Origin of the sequence: Thalassomonas sp. M1454, from assembly GCF_007097525.1 — a bacterium.
Classification (GTDB): Bacteria; Pseudomonadota; Gammaproteobacteria; order Enterobacterales; family Alteromonadaceae; genus Thalassotalea_A.
Genome location: NZ_VKDD01000008.1, coordinates 64,428 through 86,088, shown reverse-complemented (window position 1 = coordinate 86,088; position 21,661 = coordinate 64,428). Strand labels below are relative to the sequence as shown.

General features: G+C 37.7%; 22 protein-coding genes. 8 read left to right on the top strand and 14 right to left on the bottom strand.

Annotated features, from left to right (window positions below; translation table 11 throughout):
• Nucleotides 1-223 precede the first annotated feature (223 nt).
• The gene (locus FNN08_RS15030) at nucleotides 224-820 is read left to right on the top strand and encodes a LemA family protein (protein ID WP_143587250.1); all 597 of its coding nucleotides are present in this window, start codon (nucleotides 224-226) and stop codon (nucleotides 818-820) included.
• A complete protein-coding gene (locus tag FNN08_RS15025) occupies nucleotides 821-2,752 on the top strand; it encodes a M48 family metallopeptidase (protein ID WP_143587248.1) in 1,932 nt (643 codons plus the stop codon).
• On the opposite strand, the gene FNN08_RS15020 is transcribed toward FNN08_RS15025, so the two are convergent.
• The 7 genes from FNN08_RS15020 to FNN08_RS14990 are packed head-to-tail and all read right to left on the bottom strand — an operon-like array spanning nucleotide 2,749 to nucleotide 7,687.
• The gene (locus FNN08_RS15020; RefSeq protein ID WP_143587246.1) at nucleotides 2,749-3,225 is read right to left on the bottom strand and encodes a YcxB family protein; all 477 of its coding nucleotides are present in this window, start codon (nucleotides 3,223-3,225) and stop codon (nucleotides 2,749-2,751) included. The genes FNN08_RS15025 and FNN08_RS15020 overlap by 4 nt on opposite strands.
• Nucleotides 3,226-3,235: 10 nt before the next feature.
• A complete protein-coding gene (locus tag FNN08_RS15015) occupies nucleotides 3,236-3,523 on the bottom strand; it encodes a hypothetical protein (protein WP_143587244.1) in 288 nt (95 codons plus the stop codon).
• Nucleotides 3,513-4,379, bottom strand: a complete 867-nt coding sequence (locus tag FNN08_RS15010) for a hypothetical protein (RefSeq protein ID WP_143587242.1) — start codon at nucleotides 4,377-4,379, stop codon at nucleotides 3,513-3,515. The genes FNN08_RS15015 and FNN08_RS15010 overlap by 11 nt, the downstream gene beginning before the upstream one ends.
• Nucleotides 4,366-5,328 carry a bifunctional GNAT family N-acetyltransferase/hotdog fold thioesterase gene (locus FNN08_RS15005; RefSeq protein WP_143587240.1) on the bottom strand — a complete coding sequence of 321 codons (963 nt, stop codon included), beginning with the start codon at nucleotides 5,326-5,328 and terminating at the stop codon, nucleotides 4,366-4,368. Before FNN08_RS15005 ends, FNN08_RS15010 begins: the two co-directional genes overlap by 14 nt.
• Nucleotides 5,329-5,363: 35 nt before the next feature.
• On the bottom strand, nucleotides 5,364-5,801 hold the full coding sequence (gene dtd / locus FNN08_RS15000; protein WP_143587238.1) for a D-aminoacyl-tRNA deacylase: 438 nt from the start codon (nucleotides 5,799-5,801) through the stop codon (nucleotides 5,364-5,366).
• Between the two features lie 38 nt (nucleotides 5,802-5,839).
• Nucleotides 5,840-6,796 (bottom strand): prolyl aminopeptidase, encoded by a 957-nt coding sequence (gene pip / locus FNN08_RS14995; RefSeq protein ID WP_143587236.1) that lies wholly within the window; start codon nucleotides 6,794-6,796, stop codon nucleotides 5,840-5,842.
• A gap of 9 nt (nucleotides 6,797-6,805) precedes the next feature.
• On the bottom strand, nucleotides 6,806-7,687 hold the full coding sequence (locus FNN08_RS14990) for a virulence factor BrkB family protein (RefSeq protein WP_143587234.1): 882 nt from the start codon (nucleotides 7,685-7,687) through the stop codon (nucleotides 6,806-6,808).
• Nucleotides 7,688-7,804: 117 nt separating this feature from the next.
• On the opposite strand from FNN08_RS14990, the gene FNN08_RS14985 reads away from it, so the two are divergent.
• Complete coding sequence (locus FNN08_RS14985) at nucleotides 7,805-8,032, top strand: hypothetical protein (RefSeq protein WP_143587233.1); 228 nt, start codon at nucleotides 7,805-7,807, stop codon at nucleotides 8,030-8,032.
• Between the two features lie 48 nt (nucleotides 8,033-8,080).
• Here FNN08_RS14985 and FNN08_RS14980 read toward each other — a convergent pair whose 3' ends face one another.
• Nucleotides 8,081-8,899 (bottom strand): hypothetical protein, encoded by an 819-nt coding sequence (locus FNN08_RS14980; protein WP_143587231.1) that lies wholly within the window; start codon nucleotides 8,897-8,899, stop codon nucleotides 8,081-8,083.
• A gap of 179 nt (nucleotides 8,900-9,078) precedes the next feature.
• Nucleotides 9,079-9,714, bottom strand: coding sequence for a urate hydroxylase PuuD (locus tag FNN08_RS14975; RefSeq protein ID WP_143587229.1), 636 nt, complete (start codon nucleotides 9,712-9,714; stop codon nucleotides 9,079-9,081).
• A 355-nt stretch (nucleotides 9,715-10,069) separates the two neighbouring features.
• On the opposite strand from FNN08_RS14975, the gene FNN08_RS14970 reads away from it, so the two are divergent.
• Entirely contained in the window at nucleotides 10,070-10,654 is a 585-nt protein-coding gene (locus tag FNN08_RS14970; RefSeq protein ID WP_143587227.1) for a superoxide dismutase, read from the top strand.
• 163 nt (nucleotides 10,655-10,817) lie between these two features.
• Here FNN08_RS14970 and typA read toward each other — a convergent pair whose 3' ends face one another.
• Both typA and FNN08_RS14960 read right to left on the bottom strand, forming a co-directional pair.
• The gene (gene typA / locus FNN08_RS14965; RefSeq protein ID WP_143587225.1) at nucleotides 10,818-12,638 is read right to left on the bottom strand and encodes a translational GTPase TypA; all 1,821 of its coding nucleotides are present in this window, start codon (nucleotides 12,636-12,638) and stop codon (nucleotides 10,818-10,820) included.
• A 313-nt stretch (nucleotides 12,639-12,951) separates the two neighbouring features.
• The gene (locus tag FNN08_RS14960; protein ID WP_143587223.1) at nucleotides 12,952-14,436 is read right to left on the bottom strand and encodes a tetratricopeptide repeat protein; all 1,485 of its coding nucleotides are present in this window, start codon (nucleotides 14,434-14,436) and stop codon (nucleotides 12,952-12,954) included.
• A gap of 356 nt (nucleotides 14,437-14,792) precedes the next feature.
• Between FNN08_RS14960 and glnA the strand changes: the two genes are divergently transcribed.
• The 4 genes from glnA (at nucleotide 14,793) to glnG (ending at nucleotide 19,437) form a co-directional block, all read left to right on the top strand.
• Complete coding sequence (glnA, locus tag FNN08_RS14955) at nucleotides 14,793-16,199, top strand: glutamate--ammonia ligase (protein ID WP_143587221.1); 1,407 nt, start codon at nucleotides 14,793-14,795, stop codon at nucleotides 16,197-16,199.
• A gap of 154 nt (nucleotides 16,200-16,353) precedes the next feature.
• Nucleotides 16,354-16,866 (top strand): DUF4124 domain-containing protein, encoded by a 513-nt coding sequence (locus FNN08_RS14950; protein WP_143587219.1) that lies wholly within the window; start codon nucleotides 16,354-16,356, stop codon nucleotides 16,864-16,866.
• An 88-nt stretch (nucleotides 16,867-16,954) separates the two neighbouring features.
• A complete protein-coding gene (glnL, locus tag FNN08_RS14945; protein WP_260679366.1) occupies nucleotides 16,955-18,040 on the top strand; it encodes a nitrogen regulation protein NR(II) in 1,086 nt (361 codons plus the stop codon).
• The gene (glnG, locus tag FNN08_RS14940) at nucleotides 18,034-19,437 is read left to right on the top strand and encodes a nitrogen regulation protein NR(I) (RefSeq protein WP_221931808.1); all 1,404 of its coding nucleotides are present in this window, start codon (nucleotides 18,034-18,036) and stop codon (nucleotides 19,435-19,437) included. Before glnL ends, glnG begins: the two co-directional genes overlap by 7 nt.
• 108 nt (nucleotides 19,438-19,545) lie before the next feature.
• Here glnG and FNN08_RS14935 read toward each other — a convergent pair whose 3' ends face one another.
• The 3 genes from FNN08_RS14935 to efp form a co-directional block, all read right to left on the bottom strand.
• Nucleotides 19,546-19,935 (bottom strand): MerC domain-containing protein, encoded by a 390-nt coding sequence (locus FNN08_RS14935; RefSeq protein WP_143587213.1) that lies wholly within the window; start codon nucleotides 19,933-19,935, stop codon nucleotides 19,546-19,548.
• Between the two features lie 75 nt (nucleotides 19,936-20,010).
• Nucleotides 20,011-20,985, bottom strand: coding sequence for an elongation factor P--(R)-beta-lysine ligase (epmA, locus tag FNN08_RS14930; RefSeq protein WP_143587212.1), 975 nt, complete (start codon nucleotides 20,983-20,985; stop codon nucleotides 20,011-20,013).
• A gap of 98 nt (nucleotides 20,986-21,083) precedes the next feature.
• Complete coding sequence (gene efp, locus FNN08_RS14925) at nucleotides 21,084-21,653, bottom strand: elongation factor P (RefSeq protein ID WP_143587210.1); 570 nt, start codon at nucleotides 21,651-21,653, stop codon at nucleotides 21,084-21,086.
• Nucleotides 21,654-21,661 lie beyond the last annotated feature (8 nt).

Sequence of the window (21,661 nt, the reverse complement as noted above, 5' to 3'; positions counted from 1 at the left end):
TAATTGTTACTGTATTAACACTAACTAATTTTAGTTATTTCTCGCCCTGAGATTGTAATGCCTTTTGGCTAATGCCAGTCACCTATTGACTGGCATTTTTTTATCTATAATCCAATGACTTATTTCAAGTTACTCTGACCCCCTTGATTTTTCTTGCGCTAGTTTAGATTAACCGATAAGTTATCATTACAATTAACAAAATATTCACTTATCAAGGGTTAACATGGACATGTCTACTGTCATTTTTTGGCTAGTTGTTGCTGCTGCCGTTTTTTATATTATTGGTATATTTAATCAGCTAGTCGCTCTTAAAAACCGTTATCAAAATGCTTTCGCACAAATAGAAGTGCAACTTAAACGTCGTTATGACTTAATTCCTAATCTTGTTGAAACAGCAAAAGCCTATATGAAACACGAAAGTGAAACATTAGAAGCTGTTATTGCCGCAAGAAATAACGCGGTAGAAGGGTTATCAGCTGCAGCTTCACAGCCTGGAAGCGCTAGCGCAATGAACTCATTAATGGGTGCTGAGGGTGCGTTAAATCAAGCAATGGGTAAACTCAATGTAGTGATGGAAGCCTACCCTGATTTAAAAGCCAATGAAAATATGATGCAAGTAAGTGAAGAGTTAATCAGCACGGAAAATAGAGTCGGCTTTGCTCGTCAAGGCTTTAATGATCAAGTAATGGCTTACAATACTTATAAACAAAGTTTCCCACAAAATTTTTTCGCCGGCCGCTTTGGTCATAGCAAAGATGCGACTTTACTTGAATTTGAAGATAGCGCAGCAATACAGGCAGCACCTAAAGTATCTTTTTAAATGGATTTTTTTCAATCGCAGCAGCAAGCTAAACGCAACACATCACGTTTAGTTGGTTTATTTGGATTAGCAATTATTAGCCTAATAGTAATGACTAATTTACTAGTCATGTTACTGTTTGGTTTTTTAGCTATAGAAGATGGTAGCCTGCCTTCAACGGATGTTGTCGCTCAGCAGTTTGACTGGGAGACTTTCTTCTTTATCGGGATCAGTGTCACCCTAGTGATCCTGTTAGGGAGTATCTATAAAACCATGTCACTTTCTGCTGGAGGCAAAACCATTGCAGAATCATTAGGTGGCACATTACTTACCCACAATGTCACCGAATTAAATGAGCGTAAGCTTTTGAATGTTGTTGAAGAGATGGCGATAGCTTCAGGCACACCTGTGCCATCAGTTTATTTAATGAAGAATGAACATGGCATTAATGCTTTTGCTGCCGGATTTAAAAACTCAGATGCGGTTATTGGAGTTACCCAAGGTTGCATCGACACATTAGATAGAGAAGAGTTACAAGGCGTAGTTGCTCATGAATTTAGCCATATATTAAATGGTGATATGCGTTTAAATATGCGCTTACTCGGGATTTTACATGGTATCTTAGTCATAGGTTATATTGGTTATTTTTTACTACGTTCAGCTGGTGGCTCACGAAAAAATGCCATGCCTATTTTAGGCTTAGGCTTTAGCCTAGTGGTGATTGGCTTTGGTGGTAATTTTTTTGGTAACATGATCAAAGCATCAGTAAGTAGACAAAGAGAATATTTAGCCGATGCCTCTGCAGTGCAATTTACTCGTAATAAAGACGGTATCGCTAGCGCGCTTAATAAAATAGCAAAGCATAGCTACGGTTCTACTTTAGACACCCCACAAGCACCGCAAATGAGCCATGCATATTTTAGTAATGGCGTTAGCTCTTTCGTTGATTCTATGTTTGCAACCCACCCACCTATCGAAAAACGCATAAAACGAGTATCACCTTATTTTTTAATAAAAAATAAAATGGCTAACCAGCAAGCAAAAAAAACAACGAATACAGAAACAAATGACGCTACGACAAAGTCAGCCTCAAAAGCAGAAAAAGTCGCTTCTGGAGTTACAGCCGCTGTTATAGTTAATGAAATAATGACCGAAGTGGGTAAGGTCAATGTAGAAAACATTAGCCATGCACAACATTTAATCGCGCAAATTCCTACTGATGTTTATCAAGCATGCCATTGCCCCTTTAAAGCTAGGGCTTTAATTTACTGTTTATTACTAAATAAAGAACAAGCGGTATTAACGAAACAGTTAAAGCGAATAAAAGATAAAGGCGATCATGAGGTTATTGACCATGTACTTAGTTTACGCGAACAAGTCGTTAATTTAGAAATAAGATTAAGATTGCCATTAATTGATTTAGTGCTACCGACTCTTAAACAATTATCTATTGGCCGTTATCAATTATTTAAATCAAATTTAGACTACTTAATTAATGCCGATGAAAAAGTTGATACTTTTGAGTGGGTATTACAAAAAATACTATTACGTCATTTAGATACTGAATATAACAAAAACAACAATAAGTATATTAAGCCAACACAGATGAAAAATAATATTTCATCAATTAATGTGCTGTTTGCCATGTTAATAAATTTTTGTCATGCAAATCTCTCTACAGAGCAATCGCAAAAAATATTAATGATAGCAAGTGATGTATTAAACTTAGGCAAAGAGTTAAATATTAGTGGTATTAGTTATGACTACTTAATATTAGATAACGCACTTAATGTGCTCTCAACACTTGCGCCAGCCGATAAAGAAAAGCTACTACGCGCCAGCCTGTATATTATTACCAGTAATAAGCTCTTTTCTAGTAAAGAAATGGAGTTGATGCGAGCCATTGCAGACACATTAGATTGCCCTATGCCTCCGCAGTTATCTTTAAGCTAAGTAGATACTTTCGAGTTGATGAATTGCCAAGCATCTTCACTAAAACAACTTTTAGATAAATAATGGCTGGCATTATTTACTTTCAACACTAAGCCTTTTTCGGTGGGGGTGGCACTAGTGATTTCAGTCCACTGAATAGATTGTTTTACGAAATCTGAATTTATATCTAATCCTGTTTCGTTCAATGATATGGTGACATCATTGCCAGCAGCTTTACTGAGCATTTGTCTGGTAACCCACCAACCTCGTGCATAAATAGTATTTAGCACTTCAACAAAGGCAAGTATGAAGAAGAATGCACCTAAGTGTGCACTGATGCCATCAATTTTTGTCGCGTAAAAGAACAAACCAAATAAAACCATTACAACCGGCTTTATAAAACGGCTATTCGATTTTGGTTGTAATGCATTCGATTGTTCAAAGCATTCTTTATAATGGGCACGGTCAAGTGTAAAACTGGTTGTATAGTTCATAATTTAAATGCTACTTACTTGTTGATTGGCTAAGTGATTTACTAATTTTATTTAGGTGAATACGATGAATAAAGATAAAGCTAAGTACACTTAGTGCAACTAACAGTATATGGGTTACTAGAGTTTCTATTCTAATATTGTCTTGCCAAAGCAGTTGCGGACCTTTTGAGGTAACCACAAACAAATCTAAAATTGTGATATGAAGCCATAATACAAGTGCCAACAAGGTTACTTTTTTCTTAGTAAAGTTGCCCTCCTGCGGATAGGTTTTAGCAAGGATTTTTGTATTAGCTTTCATTTTGTTCGTCCAAATAAGACATTAACTTCGGGTGAATAAACTGATATGACAGCTGAGCTATATTAACACTATTTACTAATTTACCTGCAACTTCTTCTTGTTCTTTAAATATTGCTGTTTTTGATGTCGCTTTGTCTACCGCTTTAAGGTAGAAATCTTTTCTTTTTGGGTGATCATTAATTACCGCATTAATAATATTGGCATTAGGGGCTTGCCCAATTGAGAGCATAGTAATTAACTTGCATATTATTCCAAGTACATCATCTCGATGAATAAAATTAACTACCGAATCAGGATTAGGGATAGCTCGCCCCTGAGCAAAAAATCGACCGGGTTGACGGTAATAGCCAATTAATCCAGCAAGGCGAATAACATACTTATGGGCTAGTTTTGAGTTAAGCACATACTGCTCAGCCGTAGCTAAAAGTTCGACTTTTTCAGCACTATAATCAAGCTTAGTAAGTTCATTAACCTCACCTTGCAAGCCATTATATACTGCAGTAGAGCTAAGCAAGATCAAGCTTGTCACTTTACTATTTTCAGAGCTTGCAGCATCAACTATTTGTTTTATCTTTTGCGGGTAGTCACCTTTACCATAACGGATCCCTGGAGGAATACAGATGATAAGGCATTGTTGCTTAAAAATTAGATTATCATGTTCTAATATGGAATCGGCTTGCACAGACAGCTTAATATTAGGAATACCGGAGTTAGCGAGTACTTGCAAACCATCTTCAGATTGCCGACTTGCCAGGATATTAAACTTTAGTTTTTTCAACATTTGGGCAAGCGCTTCACCGACCCAACCTGCGCCAATGATGCCAACACTTAGTTGTTCATTGCTATGCGTTGTCATTATCAGCCTTATTGGTTTGATCCGGAATCGCAACGTACTTACCGTGGAATTCGGCTACAATATTGTCGCCATCATGAACATTAACTTGCACATTAACCCTGACCTTTCTACCTCGAGCAATGGCAGCTATTTTACCAGATACCAACTCGGTGGAAGTTTTTGCAAGCGGCTCACCTTGTAACGGTTTAATGTAACGAATATTACCATCGGCTAAAACGATATCTGCTGATAAATTATTTTGTTTAAGTAATAACTGCACCCAACCCCAACCGGTCAATGTAGCCAAAGTATAAATACTGCCGGCAAACATAGTATTGTGTAGATTAATGTTGGCAGCTCGATCAGCAATAACAAATAGCTGTTCTCGATCATAAAAGCTTGGATGCAATTGCATAGCTTTCGCCATAGGAATAGTATTATGCCAAGATTGTTTAAGTTCGCTTAGCCACTGTGTGCAATTACCGGGACTTTCATTAAGCACTTTATTCATCGCATAGTGTTTAACTTCGTCGTAAAGAGTATGCACTTGCTCAATTAAGTTATATCCACACTTTTTATAGAAAGCGAGTGCTACTTCACGAGCATTAAGTTGAATTTGTAATACCCCTTGCTTAGCTGCTTCTAGCTCTAATGCTTGCAAAACCATATAACCAAGACCTTTGCCTTGATGCGCACTATTAACTGCCATAAAACGTATTTGCGCATTGGTTTTAGATACTTTATGCAAACGTCCTACAGCTAATACATTACCTTGCTGGTCACATACCATTCGATGCACCGCTTGCGCTTCGAGAGCATCAACTTCACTACCTTTAGCTTGATGCCATGGTTTACGCAGCTCATTAAAGCGTACTTGGTGATAAGCGGCAAACTCTTGCTCAGTTTGAGGTGTGCACACTTGATATTCGTTTGCGGAAATAACATTTGGCTTAGTTATATTAGAATTCATAAATTAGCAGCTCAGAAAATTGCAGATAATATTGATTAAACAGTTAAAGTAAAGGTCACAGGCCCGTCATTGGTTAATGACACTTGCATGTCAGCAGCAAAAATCCCGGTTGGTACTTTAAAACCTAAAGCTCTAAGCTGTAGGCAAAAATATTCATATAGATGTTTACCTAAACTAGGCTCTGCTGATTTTGAGAAGCTTGGGCGCATGCCACGTGTCGTTTCTGCCGCTAAGGTAAATTGTGAGACTACTAAAATATCACCACCAACTTGGCCAACATTTAAATTCATCTTACCTTGCTCATCACTAAACATACGATAACCAGCTACTCGCTCGGCTAAGCGCTTTGCTTTTGCCTCGGTATCAGCATGCTCTACCGCCACTAATACCATTAAACCTTTATCTATCTCACCATTTACTTTGCCATCGATACTTACCGATGCATGTGACACTCTTTGTACTAACGCGATCATAAATTATTCTTTTGCTTTATTATTTTGATATTACCGGCTTATTTAGTTAATAAAAAATCAGCCATTTTGTCGGCCGCCCGACATATTGCGTCAATAATACCTTGTTCGAAGCCACTATGCCCAGCTTTAGGAATAATTTGTAATTGTGCATTTTGCCATTGCTTGGCTAATAACCATGCTTGTTTTATTTGGCAAACCATATCGTAACGGCCATGAATAATAAAAGCAGGGATATGACTAATTACATCAATATTATTGAGCAAATAATTATCTTCAAAAAAACACTTATTGGCAAAGTAATGATTTTCTATACACGCCATGGCTATAGCGTCATGGGTTTCTTCTACGCTAACTAATTCTGTTTTATCTATGTGCAAAGCGGATATTTTAGTTTCCCATAAAGTCCAGGCTTTAGCACTGGCGATACGAGCAATCTCATTACTATCAAATAGCTGTTTATTAAAAGCAGAGACAATATCATCATTAATTTCATGCCCTAATGGAGCAATAAAATCTTGATAATGATCAGGGTAAATAGCTCCTGCACCATTTGCTCCATATAACCAATCCACTTCTGCTTGCGTGCCTAAAAATATGCCTCGCAAAATGAAGGCAGAGACTCGTTGGGGAAATTTAATACCGTAAGCAATGGCTAGTGTTGTACCCCAAGAGCCTCCAGCAACAAGCCATTTTGAGATAGCAAAGTGCTCTCTAATTTCTTCAATATCGTCAATTAAATCCCAAGTAGAATTATTATTAATGCTGGCATGCGGTGTTGATTGCCCACACCCTCTTTGGTCAAATATAATAATTCGGTATTTTTCTGGATTAAAATAACGGCGATGATCTGGGCTACTACCGCCACCGGGACCGCCGTGTAAATAAATTACCGGGATACCATCCGGGTTGCCACTTTCTTCAACATAAACTCGATGCTCTCCTAATTGAAGAAATGTTTCACTATTAGGTTTAATTTTGGGATATAAAGGTTGCACAAGTTAGCCTTATGTTCGTTCTCTAGCTGTAATTTTAGACGGTTTATTCACAAAACCATTGAATTCTTGCATGCAGACCACTAATTCAGCGCCGATAAAAACAATTAGCCAAGATAAATAAACCCATAAGAATAAGATTGGGATCACAGCTAACGCGCCATATATCGCTTCATATGATGGTAGATGCGTTACATAAGCAGCAAAGGCTTTTTTAGCAAGTTCAAATAAAACGGTGGCAACAGTAGCACCAAGAATAGCGTGTTTAAACTTTACCGTAATGTTAGGTACAAACATATAAAGTACTAAAAAACCTGCTAATGAAGCCATAAAAGGTAATAAGCGTAAAAGCAGTTCATTAAAGCCTGTCATATCTACACCACTAAAAGTAGCTAATGAAACAACATAAGAAGTAGCTACTATGCTTACTCCTACTAGTATTGGCCCTAAGGTCAAGATCATCCAGTATATTGCAAAAGCCGTTATGCGTTTTCTGCGAGTGTGGATTTTCCATATTCTATTTAACGATTTATCCACTGCAGAAATCATTAATAAAGCTAATACAAATAAGAAAAATATTGCAGCTGCAGGCATTTGTGATGCATTAGTGACAAAGCCATCAATTTGCTCTTGAATTTGCTCTGATGCAGCGGGTACAAAATTGCTGAAGATAAAATTTTCTATATCGTTATGGAGCTCGCCAAAAATAGGAAAGGCAGAAACAATCGAAACCATTACCATCACTAAAGGCACTAATGACATTAACGTCACATACGATAAATACCCTGAAGATACTTGGATTTGGTCGTGTTTACAGCGAGTAATAAAATGCTGAGCGAAGCGGTAGGAAATTAACAGCTTTGGCCTGCGAGCAATAATTTGTGACAATTTCATCCAATGTTCTTTATATTTTTTAAAGTAAAACCATTATACTGAGTTTATACCAATTAAATCAGTTTTGTGATTTTAACTTTACAAACTAAATAAAAATTAAAGACTTAGGAGTAGAAGATGGCTGGTCAAGGATCTGGTGGCAATGTATTAGCTGCAATATGCAACATATTCATACCTGGATTAGGGCAATTAGTTCAAGGAAGACTATTAGCGGCAATAATGTTTTTTGTTATTAGTGGCGTACTCTATTTTACGATTGTTCTTTGGATTGTAGGAGCATTAGTGCATTTATGGTCGATAATCGATGCCGCTCGCTACCGCCCATATGCAGGACTTTTAGAGTAATTTGGTTTTAGTTAATTAGGGCTAGGACACTAGCCCCAAATGTTTTGTTTAAAACAAACGGCGGTAACCTAAAAACAAGACAAAATCATCATCGTCTGGACCACTAATATTAAACTTAGTACCAAATGAATATACATCTTTATTCGGCATAACCTTACCTAAATTAACATAAGCATTGGTGATGCTATCACCAGAATCAGTACGCAATACGTAAGAGCCCGCAAGCCTCACATAACTTAAGTATTCCCCCATAGGTTGATAGGCAACAATTGGGCTTAGCGAAACTGAGTCATAATTTTCATCTTCAGAAACTTTTACACTAGTGATATTTGCTACTAGCCATTCACCATGTTTCCATGCGTTAAACATACCAACACCGATAGCATTTGCATTATCGCCTAGCTGATCTTCAGAGGCTGTGTCTAAAGTGATGCTCGAGCCAAATGATGTAACAAACTTTCCTTTTACAAAGGCTAGATGTCTAATTTGCAATTTAACATCACCGATACCATTTTGCTCTTCACCATTAGCTAATTTTGCTGTGGCTATAGGTATCTCCATCCCTATGACAGTCTTTTTACTGGTATCTTTATCAAGTGCTAAAATACCACTTTGACGCTCAGTACCATTCTTCTTTTCTATATATGAATAGTTAAATTCAACACGCCCTACTACTTGCGTAGGATCTAAGCCTGTCGCTTCAGCAGCTTTTTGTTTCGCCTCAAGATCTAACTCTTTTGCAGTTAACTCTTTAGTTGGCCGCGTTTGTGATTCGCTTGATTGTTGCTCTGACTCTTGAGCATTAGCTCCTAGTGATGAGAATAAAAGAACACAAGAAGCAATTAACAATTTAAGTGTGTGGTTCATATTTTAAGAATTTAGATAAAAGTTATATTAAGCATAACAACATTTTATGCAATTGCGGTTATTTTTTAACGATCTAGGTCAAACTTCAACGATATGAGCCCTAGTAATTAAAATAGCTTCCAATAAATAATAAAAAACCGGGCAATGCCCGGTTAATTCGATTGATGTATTTTTTAGTATTAAACTAGTTTTAATACAGCAACTAAGATTGCAGTTAATGCTAAGCTTGAATGAATCACACCTTTAACAGTAGTCATGATTCCTAATTTACCAACAATGGCATTTATCTCTAATACCGCAACAAGGCCTAGAGCAATCCATAAAGCGATTGAGTCCATACCAGTACCCCAACCCATGCCTACAGTACCAAAATGTGGTCCTGCTAACATGAAGAAAGCCATAGGGCCTGAGAATAACGTGTTAGTACGAGATGCAAGTAAAGCTTTCGCGCCTGCACTTGGTCCATCACCTTCAGCCATACCTAATGCAATTTTTTGATTTGGCCAAATAATCAACCAAACGTTTAAGAACATTAATGTACCCATTGTTGCACCAATTATGATGCTCGCATTCATTTGCCCTAATTGAGCAACACCTACGATTAAGATAGCGCCGGTAATAAATGTAAACATTGCCGCCCAACGGAACCACCAAAGAGCGTCTGGAGCTAATGCTTTTTTCGCATCAGCTAAACCTTCAGGGCTCGCCTTTTTAAAATATCCACCCTGAATAAAGTTAAAGTAATACAACAAACCAATCCAAGTTATACCAAACAGTAAATGACCCCAACGAGCCAAAATTGCTAAAATATCCATAATTCACCTATAAATGTTATTTTTATTAATCTTTAAGGTAGTAAACCCTTACTTTAATTAAGGTTTAATTACCTATTTATTATTATTTTAAGCCTTACAAAAATACCCTTTTTGAACAGAACAATCAATGACATTAACAACTTGGTAACTATAATTCCCCTTTATAATGACTATTCATAAACAATACTGAATTAAACTAGCAAAGTATCTGAAAATAAGTAAACTATGATGCAATTACTGCCGTGCCGATTAACTTGGTATTTGACTAGCTAGATTGCTCGTATTCAGCTAGTTAAGCAGTAGCAAAAAATTTAAAATTATTTCTTATAAATTATCATTATCTCGGAGTCAGACCATGGCGATTACACTACCTGCATTACCATATGCAATGGATGCATTAGCACCACACATTTCACAAGAAACATTAGAGTTTCATTACGGAAAACACCACAATACATACGTAGTTAAGTTAAACGGCTTAATTGAAGGTACTGATTTAGCTGAAAAATCATTAGAAGAAATCGTTAAATCTTCTACTGGTGGTGTATTTAACAATGCGGCACAAATCTGGAACCACACTTTCTACTGGAACTCATTAACGCCAAATGCTTCTGGCGCACCAGTAGGTGAATTAGCTAAAGCAATTGATGCACAGTTTGGTTCATTTGAAGAATTCAAAGCTAAATTCACAGACAGCGCGGTAAACAACTTTGGTTCAAGCTGGACATGGTTAGTTAAAAATGCAGACGGCTCTTTAGCAATCGTTAACACATCTAACGCTGCTACGCCGATCACTGAAGAAGGTGTTACGCCATTAATCACTGTTGATTTATGGGAACACGCTTACTACATCGATTACCGTAACTTACGTCCTAGCTACATGGAAGCGTTCTACGCTCTAGCTAACTGGGAATTTGCTAACGCAAACTTCACCGCTTAATAAACCAAAAGTTTATTCATGCAAAGGCGACCAATTGGTCGCCTTTTTTGTATTCGAATTAAATATCAAGGTGTCTGACACCTTGATAAGGTTTATTAAATACTAGATACAAAAATGCCAGCGTAAGCTGGCATTTTTTATATCTAATCGTTGTTAAGTAATATTACTTAGCAGCGCGGCTTTCACGCTTACGATCGCTCTCTTTCAAGAACTTCTTACGAATACGGATGTTTTCAGGTGTAACTTCAACTAATTCGTCGTTATCGATGAATTCAAGCGCTTGCTCTAAAGACATGATGATTGGCGGCGTTAATGTTTGCGCTTCATCATTACCAGATGAACGAACGTTAGTTAACTGCTTACCTTTAAGAGCATTTACAGTTAAGTCGTTATCACGTGAGTGAATACCGATGATTTGACCTTCGTAAATATCTACACCGTGACCAATTAACATGCGGCCGCGAGATTGTAAGTTAAAGATTGCGTTAGTAAGTGCTTTACCAGTTGCGTTAGCGATCATAACACCGTTTAAGCGTTGACCGATTTCACCACCTTTATGAGGACCGTACTTTAAGAACGTATGGTAAATTAAACCAGAACCAGAAGTAATTGTCATAAATTCAGTTTGGAAACCAATTAAGCCACGAGAAGGCATGATGAAGTCCATACGAATACGACCTTTTCCATCTGGTGCCATATCTGTTAATTCAGCTTTACGGATACCCATTCTTTCCATGATAGTACCTTGATGCTCTTCTTCAACATCAATAGTAACTGTTTCATATGGTTCTTCCATTTGGCCATCTACTTCACGCATGATAACTTCAGGACGAGATACTGCTAACTCGTAGCCTTCACGACGCATGTTTTCAATTAAGATACCTAAGTGAAGTTCACCACGACCAGATACTTTAAACTTATCAGGATCATCTAACTGCTCAACACGTAATGCAACGTTGTGAACTAGCTCTTTGTCTAGACGGTCTTTGATATTACGTGAAGTAACATACTTACCTTCTTGACCTGAAAATGGCGAAGTATTTACTTGGAATGTCATGTTGATAGTTGGTTCATCAACCGATAATGGCGGCAGAGCGTCAACTTCGTTTGGACAACAAATAGTATCAGAGATTTTTAACTCACCTAAACCAGTGATTGCGATGATATCACCAGCTTCAGCTAATTCAGTTTCATGACGTTCAAGACCAAGGTAACCAAATACTTTACCTACTTTACCGTTGTGTAATTTACCGTTAGCACCTTCTACCGTTACTTGTTGGTTAGGCTTAACAGAACCACGAGTAATACGACCAACACCAATTACACCTAAGTATGAGCTGTAATCAAGTTGTGAAATTTGCATTTGGAAAGAACCATCAACATCAGCATCTGGAGCAGGAACTTGATCAACAATTGTTTGGAACAATGGTGTCATGTCTGTGCCAACTTCATCAGCATCTAAAGAAGCCCAACCGTTGATAGCAGAAGCATAAACAACTTGGAAATCTAATTGTTCATCAGTAGCACCTAAGTTGTCGAATAAATCAAAAACTTGATCCATAACCCACTCAGGACGAGAACCAGGCTTATCAATTTTGTTGATAACAACAATTGGCTTAAGACCTTGAGCAAATGCTTTCTTGGTTACGAAGCGAGTTTGTGGCATTGGACCTTCTTGTGCGTCAACAATAAGAAGTACAGAGTCAACCATTGACATAACACGCTCAACTTCACCACCAAAATCGGCGTGACCAGGAGTATCTACGATGTTTACACGGTAGTCATTCCAGTTGATTGCAGTGTTTTTAGCAAGGATTGTGATACCACGTTCTTTCTCGATATCGTTTGAATCCATTACTCGTTCGTCATGATCAGCACGAGCGTCTAATGTACCTGATTGATCTAGCAATTTGTCAACTAGGGTAGTTTTACCGTGATCGACGTGAGCAATGATTGCGATGTTACGTAATTTATCTAACACTATGTTTAGCCTTTAGGTTTAATAGATCTACTGTGCACATGCATTTTATGCACAGCACTACTTTGGGCGCGTATTGTACAGCAGTGTGGCCAATAAAGAAAATAAATAGTGTATTTAAGGTGTTAATAAGTGCATTTGAATAGAATAAGCAATCAAAATCACTGTTATTAAGTTATTTTAGTCGAACGACAAAAGGTGGAATGTTCATTTATGCCTAGCTATATAGCAGAATAATGCAGAACGAGATTTCCTATAAAAGGACCAATACGATGGTATTGGCCTCTTATATAGCTGATAATAATAACTGGGAATAATATTAGTCCGAGTCCATCTCAACAATGGTCACCGAGCCACCAGATGTCCATCTTTTTAATGTATTTTGCCAATGAGTAACATCCCAATCACGATCTTCACCCATTGCTATAGCTTCCCTTATATAAGTTACCGCAACAGATAATTTTCTTGGGCGCATATTATTATGGGCCAACGCCTGTAAATAATGATATTCAGGGTTAGCTTGCTCTGTCGCACTCAGCCTATCAAGATAGTCAATTGCACCAGATACATCTAATAAGGTTTTATCTTTAGCTATTAATTTAAGGTTTGCAGCTTTTAAACTCGCGGCAATGTGCTCTTTCTGAGCGGCGTTATCTAACCAAAATAAAGCTTTCTTATTATCATTCACTACCCAAGGGCTATCGAGTATTATTTTTCCCAATCGATATTCAGCTCGTATTAGTCCTTGCTGTGCAGCTTTGGTTATAAATTCGATGCCAAGCTTAATGTCTCTTTGCTCTCTGTAGAGTAATAAACCATATTCAAGTTGAGCTAAAGCAACGCCTGCATCTGCTGAACTTTTCAACAAAGCTTCAGCTTGCCCCTCTTCTTGAGTTAGCCAAGTGAAGTTCAATAAAGCCATCGCATAGTTATATTTATCAACAGGATTTTCACTATCAGCAAGGTGGCGCACATACTTTCTTACTTTTGAATAAAGAAAGTTATATTGCTCACGAACTTCAAATTTATTGTAGTTAGCTATGCCAAGATATGAGCGCTGTATAAAGCTTACTTTTTTGCCATTGAATGTTGGTTCAATCGCATTATTGTTTGATAAGTCTTCTAAACCTTTTTTCGGATTACCTATAGTTTGTATTTCTTCAAAATAACGGCGCGACCCGTCTGGTTCAATATCATAGTCAACAACTAACATATAAGGTCGATTTATAAGTAAATTTAATTTATTAGAGTTTGCTGAACTAGCAAAAGGGTCTTCATTTGATAACTCATCTTCACCAAAGTTTTCTTCATCAAAAGTTTCAAAGTCATCATTTTCTGGTAAAGATAATTCATCATCTACAATATAGTTTGGATCAAGTGAGTCTCCACCTCCAAACACGATTTTCTGCTCTAAAAGGCCTTGCTTAAATTCAGGAAAGTATTTTCTCTGCACGCCTTGTTTACCATATTTATCTTTAAATACAGTTATTATTTCTTCAAGTTTAACTCGATCTGGCTCCGATGCTCTTGATAATAAGTCAGCAACTATTTCAGCCGAATTTTCAAAATTACTTTCTGCGGCTAAAGCAAACCAAATAACAGCATTTGAACTACTAGCTTCTATACCTAGTCCGTTATAATACATAGCCCCCAATTGATAATATGCTCTAGCGTTACCAACATCAGCCAAATCCATATACTGTTTTAAGGCCAACTGGTATTGTTTTTGCTGAAAATAAATATCAGCTTGGTCAATACTGCTTGCAGAAGAATTAACAGGCCAAATCAATACGAGAACTGACATTATTAATGCGGGTAAATTTAAAGCTTTAGTCAACAACTGGTTTATCTCCAATATTTTTATAAAAAAATAATAATCGATTACAAATTAAAAGCATCAATACTTACATTTCTTTACCTAGATAGTATTTCCAAATCTGTGCAAGAGCAATTAGATTACATGGTAATTTTCTGGCAACAAAACAAGCGCACCAAACAAGTGAAATAACGCACCGCAATAGTGCAAACTAAAAATAAGTAAAAATTAAAATCCTTTAAATATCAGCACTTGCAAGTTTGGCACAATTCTGGCTTAGTAAAAATCAAGTAAATGTTTTTACATTTTTATTATTAACCTGCACAGAAATTTTGGAGACGTTCATGTCACAAGCAGTTTTAGATTTAATCAAAGAAAACGACGTTAAGTTCGTTGATTTACGTTTTACTGATTCAAAAGGTAAAGAGCAACACGTTTCAATTCCTCATCATCAAATAGATGAAGATTTTTTTGAAGACGGTAAAATGTTCGATGGTTCTTCAATCGCAGGTTGGAAAGGCATTAACGAATCAGACATGGTATTAATGCCTGATGCTTCTACAGCAGTATTAGACCCGTTCACTGAAGAAACTACTTTAAATATTACTTGTGATATTTTAGAGCCAGCTACAATGCAAGGTTACAGCCGTGACCCTCGCTCTGTTGCTAACCGCGCTGAAGAGTACATGCGCTCTACAGGTATTGCAGATACAGTATTAATTGGTCCTGAGCCAGAATTCTTCGTATTTGACGATGTTAAATTCCACACTGACATGTCTGGTTCAATGTATAAAGTTGACGACAAAGAAGCGGCATGGAATGGTTCAAAACATTACGAAGACGGCAACACAGGTCACCGTCCAGGCGTTAAAGGTGGTTACTTCCCAGTAGCTCCAGTTGATTCATCTCAAGATTTACGTTCTGCTATGTGTTTAATCATGGAAGAAATGGGCTTAGTTGTTGAAGCACATCACCATGAAGTTGCAACTTGTGGTCAAAACGAGATCGCTTGTCGTTTTAACACTATGGTTAAGAAAGCTGATGAAGTACAAATTTATAAGTATGTTGTTCATAACGTTGCACATGCATACGGTAAAACAGCTACGTTTATGCCTAAGCCACTAGTTGGTGATAACGGTACTGGTATGCACGTTCACCAATCTTTAGCTAAAGACGGTGTTAACTTGTTCTCTGGTGATCAATACGGCGGTTTATCTGAAACAGCTTTATACTACATCGGTGGTATCATTAAGCATGCTAAAGCACTTAACGCTTTCACTAACGCTTCAACTAACTCGTACAAGCGTCTAGTTCCTGGTTTTGAAGCACCGGTAATGCTTGCTTACTCTGCACGTAACCGTTCTGCTTCTATCCGTATTCCAGTAGTACCTAGCCCTAAAGCTCGTCGTATCGAAGTACGTTTCCCTGATCCAACAGCAAACCCATACTTAGCATTCTCTGCAATGTTAATGGCTGGCCTTGACGGTATCAAAAACAAGATCCACCCTGGCGATGCTATGGATAAAGATTTATACGACTTACCTGCAGAAGAAGCAGCAGCAATCCCACAAGTTGCAGCATCTTTTGAAGAAGCATTAGACGCTCTTGAAGCTGACAAAGACTTCTTAACAGCTGGTGGCGTTATGGATGACGACATGATTGCAGCTTACATTGACCTTAAACGTGCTGAAGTTGAGAAGTTAAACAGTACTACTCACCCAGTTGAGTTTGAAATGTACTACAGCGTATAAGCTAGTAAATAACTTATTTAAAGCCCGCTTTATGCGGGCTTTTTATTAGCTAATAGAAAATTGAATTGAATCATTTTCATTAATAACTAGCGAAACCGTTAATATTTAGTTAAATTAATAACTAACGGTTTTAAAAAAGGAAAATTGAACCCGAATGTTTAGATATTCTATCTTTGCAATACTATTACTATCGTTGCTAGCACCTGTCTTAGCTGCTTCAAGCAAGGTTTATGTGTGGCGCAATGCGAGCGGTGACCTAGTGTTTTCAGATAGCCCTAAAGCCGGAGCTGAAGAAATAGAAGTCAATAATAAACAAACCGTCATCACATCTGTAGATACCTCTGTGCTAGATATTACTCCACGAGTTATTGCTGAAGAATATCAAGTAGAAATTACCCAACCCGAAGACCATGCCACAATACGTGATAACTCTGGCTCTATATACATCTCAGGACGAGTTGCGCCAGTGTTTAAACGAGGTTTCAAAGTAAGGTTAATAATGAATGGCGCTATCCATGGCGAACCACAAACCCGTTCAGTATTTATCTTAAGAGATGTCGATCGAGGTGAGCATAAAATAAAATTAGAGCTAATTAACAATCAAGGCAAGATAATTGCATCTTCTAAAGAAAGAACCGTATATCTGCATCGAGCGAGAGTGAATTAAGCCCATTTTCTCTATTTAGGTGCAAATCACCTAACTATTTATTACACTGAAATAAGTAGCGCACCAAAACAGTGCAATGGAGAATCAGTTGTTTACAAACGTTAATATCAAAGACATTAAGCTCGCCTTTTCTCAGCATTTAGCCTCGCAAATGGTTACTGCTCTTGTAGTGCTCGATAAAAATCTCACTATTCAATACCTAAACTCCGCAGCAGAAGCCATGTTTGCTCGCAGTTTAAACCGTTTGTATAGTCAACCATTTCTAGAAATTTTTAGCCATTGCAGTATTACTCCGGAAAGGTTGCACCAAGTTTTTGCAACTGGCCAAGACTTTACTGATTCAGAAGTGGTATTAGAATTTATTGAACATCAGCATAAAACGCTAGAAGTAACGGCTTCTATTATTTTTTATAACAACGACAAGCATGTATTACTTGAATGTACCCAAAGAGATAAACAAAAAGAAATTAGTGCCGAAGTATTTCAAGAGCAGCAATGGGAAGCGGCGAGAGATTTAATTAAAGGCTTAGCCCATGAAATTAAAAATCCATTAGGTGGATTAAGAGGTGCAGCCCAGCTACTACATAGAGAGCTTAGTGATGACCAACAAGAGTTCACCTCTATGATCATTGAACAAGCCGATAGACTTACTAATTTAGTCGACAGACTGTTAGGACCAAATCAATTACCAGTGTTGGAGATGCATAACATCCATGAAGTTATGGAAAAAGTATTCCAACTAGTTAGCATGGACAACGAAAAAGGCATTAAGCTTATTCGTGATTATGACCCTTCCATTCCTGACATGGAAATTGATACAGAAAAGCTACAACAAACCTTATTGAACATCATTCGTAATGCAATTCAGGTACTTGATGAAAGCGGTCAAATCACCTTAAAAACACGTATAGCTACCAATCAAACAATCAATGGCGAGCATGTTCGCTTGGCCGTTAAATTATCAATTATTGATAATGGTCCTGGCATCCCTGCACATATCCAAGACACCATTTTTTACCCTATGGTATCAGGGCGAGCAGATGGAACTGGATTGGGGTTATCAATAGCACAAACCTTAATACATCAGCATCAAGGTAAGCTATCGTGCCATAGCTACCCTGGGCACACCCAATTTAATATTTTACTACCTTTACCTAAGAGAAACTTATCATGAATGCAGAACAAGTTTGGATTGTCGATGATGACAGCTCGATCAGATGGGTATTAGAGCGAGCGTTAAAAGGAGCTAATATATCAAGCGCATCATTTAGTAATGCCGATGATCTTTTAGCCGCGTTAGAAGTGAGTCAGCCACAAGTGATTATCTCAGATATACGCATGCCGAAAATGGATGGTATGACATTGTTAGGGATTATCAACTCTTCATACCCTGAATTGCCAGTGATCATCATGACAGCGCATTCTGATTTAGATAGTGCGGTAAATGCTTACCAAGGTGGTGCGTTTGAATATTTACCTAAACCTTTTGATGTCGATGAAGCTTTATCTTTAACTAAACGCGCACTTACTCACGCACAAGAACAACAAGCGAAAAAAACTAAAGTAACCAATAAAGAAAATGGCGTAGGCATAATTGGTGAAGCACCCGCTATGCAGGAAGTTTTTAGAGCTATAGGACGTCTATCTCGCTCAAGTATTAGCGTGCTTATTAATGGTGAATCAGGGACAGGTAAAGAGCTTGTAGCTCATGCACTACATATGCACAGCCCAAGAAAGAACCTACCTTTTATTCCTCTAAACATGGCCGCTATTCCAAAAGATTTGATTGAGTCTGAATTATTTGGCCATGAAAAAGGCGCCTTTACTGGGGCTAATTCTGTACGCCAAGGTCGCTTTGAACAAGCCCATGGCGGTACATTATTTCTTGATGAAATTGGTGATATGCCCCTCGATGTGCAAACACGCTTATTAAGAGTATTAGCGGATGGACAATTTTATCGAGTTGGTGGCCATAATCCAATTACCGTTGATGTTAGGATCATTGCAGCAACCCATCAAAACCTAGAAGACAGAGTGCAACAAGGTGATTTTAGGGAAGATTTATTTCACCGTTTAAATGTCATCCGTATTCAGCTGCCAAGCTTAGCTGAACGTAAAGAAGACATTGAACAACTAACTAAGCATTTCTTAAATCTTGCCGCTAATGAATTAGGGGTTGAAACAAAAAGTATTTCCAAAGAAGCAATTAAGTTTATGCAGCGATGCGAATGGCCTGGTAATGTAAGGCAGCTAGAAAACACCTGTCGCTATTTAACAGTTATGGCTAGTGGCCAAGAGATATTAGTTGGCGATTTACCAGAAGAATTATCTTCGGTTAAAGTTGTTAGTCAAACAACACAAGGTAGTTGGAAATCACAGCTATCAAACTGGATTGATGAGCAACTTAACCAAGGTTCAAGTGATATATTATCAACGGCTTTACCCGAATTTGAAAAGATCTGTTTAGATAGGGCTCTAAATTTTACTCATGGGCATAAACAAGAAGCGGCTAAAAAGCTGGGCTGGGGTCGCAATACTTTAACTAGGAAGCTAAAAGAATTACAGGATTAAAACCTGTAATTTAGCTTTGCACTGAGTAAATTACCAATGCGCTGATGGAGCTCCCGTCTAAAACGTGACGGGCAGACGGCATATTTTTTCTAGTTTATTTGTATAAGTTTAGGCATTAGGTGTTGAACAGCCGTGATCTTCACAAGTACGGCAATTATTACAAAGCTTGAGGTTTACCAAGTGAGCTGCAACTAACAAAGCAGCGCCGGCAACAATCATAATTGGTTCAAGCGCCTCATCGACACTATGTTTGTGCCAATAAATAAAACCACCTAAGAATAATAGAAAGAATGGGTATAGTTTACGGTGATAGCGTTTGAAACCTGAGAATAAAGCGATAGAACCTAATATAAGCGTGCCAAATAAAAACATGTGTTCAGATTCATGACTGGCTAAAAATTCCAAACCAAAAAGAGAAAGTATAGGTAAAAGTACTGGCAGCAGTATACAGTGCAGAGCGCAAATTGATGTTGCTGTAATGCCTAACCTATCTAACATGTTATCTATCTCGAAGTACTAATATATAAAAAAGTGATAATATCACACATGATATAGTATAACATTTATTTTTTGTTACGCTCTGTTAACAGGAAATGCAATTACATCGCTAATTTTTTCCGCCTTTACTGCAATCATCACCAATCTATCAATACCTAATGCGACTCCTGCACATGTTGGAATGCCCGACTCCAATGCTGAAATAAGGTTTTGATCAATTGCTTTTTCAGGCAAGTCATTTTCTAATCGCAGTTTGTTATCTGCTTGAAAACGCTTTAGCTGCTCAGTGGCATCCGTTAACTCATGGAAACCATTCGCTAGTTCCATCCCCTGATAATATAACTCAAAACGCTCGGCTACTCGCTCATCTACAGAGCTAATCTTTGCTAAAGATGCTTGGCTTGCTGGGAAATTGTAAATAAAGCACGGCGCTTGTTTACCAATATTAGTTTCAACTAACTCCATAAAAATATATTGTAATAATGTATCTTTATTGGTTTCAGTTTGCGCCCAGTCGGCTGACAAGTTACGAGCTAAGATCAACTGTTTTAACTCTTCTAATGAACTAGTTAACGGGTCGACACCGGTAAATTGCATAAATGCTTGTTGATAACTAAATGACTCAGCTTTTTCACAATTTAAAATAAGTTGCATCAAGTCTGAAAGTTCAGCCATCAGTTTAAAATGATCAAAACCAGGACGATACCATTCCAGCATAGTGAATTCAGGGTTATGGTACCTACCCGACTCTTCATTACGAAATGCTTTACATATTTGATATATAGGACCACTGCCGGCTGCTAATAAGCGTTTCATTGCATATTCAGGAGAGGTCTGTAGATAAAGGGTCTTGCCACTTTGTGCTGATGCTCCGGCGTCATTAAATCGGGTTTCAAAACTCACTAAGTGTAAGTCTGACACTGTCGCCGACGACATTGCTTGGGTATCAACTTCGAGCACATCTTTTTCAGCAAAGAATTTTCTAATTTTAGCTAAAATGGCTGCTCGCGATTTTAAATTACTAATACTTGCGCTTGGTTGCCAGCTCATACTTTTCCAACTCTTTGATGCATTTAAAAAAATTAAGGGAGCATAAGCTCCCTTTCATACAATAATCTATACCAATCAAATCGGTATGAAAATATTAATTACTTACCTGCACGTGAAACGTATTCACCAGTACGGGTATCAACTTTAACTATTTCACCAATTTGGATAAACAGTGGCACACGTACAACCGCACCTGTATTTAATGTAGCAGGTTTACCACCAGTACCAGCAGTATCACCTTTAAGGCCAGGATCAGTTTCAACTACTTCAAGTTCTACAAAGTTTGGTGGAGTAACTGTGATAGGGCTACCATTCCAAAGTGTGATTACACACTCATCGCCTTCTTTAAGCCACTTTACGCTATCGCCTACAGCTTTTGCATCGGCACCAATTTGTTCAAACGTTGCGTTATTCATGAAGTGCCAGAACTCACCATCGTTGTATAGGTAAGCTAAGTCAGTTTCCATTACATCTGCGCCTTCAACAGACTCACCTGATTTGTATGTTTTTTCGATAACTTTACCAGAGATTAACTTACGGATTTTGATACGATTAAACGCTTGGCCTTTACCTGGTTTTACAGTTTCATTTTCTAAAATGTTACATGGTTCGCCATCGATCATTAATTTAAGACCGTTTTTAAATTCGTTAGTGCTAAAGTTAGCCATAGTGTTCT

What these genes read in the sequence shown, in the direction of transcription:
- FNN08_RS14990 (WP_143587234.1), bottom strand. Translation starts at nt 7,687, where the DNA reads ATGAAATTGTCACAAATTATTGCTCGCAGGCCAAAGCTGTTAATTTCC.
- glnA (WP_143587221.1), top strand. Translation starts at nt 14,793, where the DNA reads ATGTCACAAGCAGTTTTAGATTTAATCAAAGAAAACGACGTTAAGTTC.
- FNN08_RS14975 (WP_143587229.1), bottom strand. Translation starts at nt 9,714, where the DNA reads ATGGATATTTTAGCAATTTTGGCTCGTTGGGGTCATTTACTGTTTGGT.
- FNN08_RS15005 (WP_143587240.1), bottom strand. Translation starts at nt 5,328, where the DNA reads ATGAATTCTAATATAACTAAGCCAAATGTTATTTCCGCAAACGAATAT.
- FNN08_RS15030 (WP_143587250.1), top strand. Translation starts at nt 224, where the DNA reads ATGGACATGTCTACTGTCATTTTTTGGCTAGTTGTTGCTGCTGCCGTT.
- FNN08_RS14985 (WP_143587233.1), top strand. Translation starts at nt 7,805, where the DNA reads ATGGCTGGTCAAGGATCTGGTGGCAATGTATTAGCTGCAATATGCAAC.
- FNN08_RS14960 (WP_143587223.1), bottom strand. Translation starts at nt 14,436, where the DNA reads ATGTCAGTTCTCGTATTGATTTGGCCTGTTAATTCTTCTGCAAGCAGT.
- FNN08_RS15010 (WP_143587242.1), bottom strand. Translation starts at nt 4,379, where the DNA reads ATGACAACGCATAGCAATGAACAACTAAGTGTTGGCATCATTGGCGCA.
- FNN08_RS15020 (WP_143587246.1), bottom strand. Translation starts at nt 3,225, where the DNA reads ATGAACTATACAACCAGTTTTACACTTGACCGTGCCCATTATAAAGAA.
- FNN08_RS15025 (WP_143587248.1), top strand. Translation starts at nt 821, where the DNA reads ATGGATTTTTTTCAATCGCAGCAGCAAGCTAAACGCAACACATCACGT.
- FNN08_RS14950 (WP_143587219.1), top strand. Translation starts at nt 16,354, where the DNA reads ATGTTTAGATATTCTATCTTTGCAATACTATTACTATCGTTGCTAGCA.
- epmA (WP_143587212.1), bottom strand. Translation starts at nt 20,985, where the DNA reads ATGAGCTGGCAACCAAGCGCAAGTATTAGTAATTTAAAATCGCGAGCA.
- FNN08_RS15015 (WP_143587244.1), bottom strand. Translation starts at nt 3,523, where the DNA reads ATGAAAGCTAATACAAAAATCCTTGCTAAAACCTATCCGCAGGAGGGC.
- efp (WP_143587210.1), bottom strand. Translation starts at nt 21,653, where the DNA reads ATGGCTAACTTTAGCACTAACGAATTTAAAAACGGTCTTAAATTAATG.
- FNN08_RS14980 (WP_143587231.1), bottom strand. Translation starts at nt 8,899, where the DNA reads ATGAACCACACACTTAAATTGTTAATTGCTTCTTGTGTTCTTTTATTC.
- dtd (WP_143587238.1), bottom strand. Translation starts at nt 5,801, where the DNA reads ATGATCGCGTTAGTACAAAGAGTGTCACATGCATCGGTAAGTATCGAT.
- FNN08_RS14935 (WP_143587213.1), bottom strand. Translation starts at nt 19,935, where the DNA reads ATGTTAGATAGGTTAGGCATTACAGCAACATCAATTTGCGCTCTGCAC.
- FNN08_RS14970 (WP_143587227.1), top strand. Translation starts at nt 10,070, where the DNA reads ATGGCGATTACACTACCTGCATTACCATATGCAATGGATGCATTAGCA.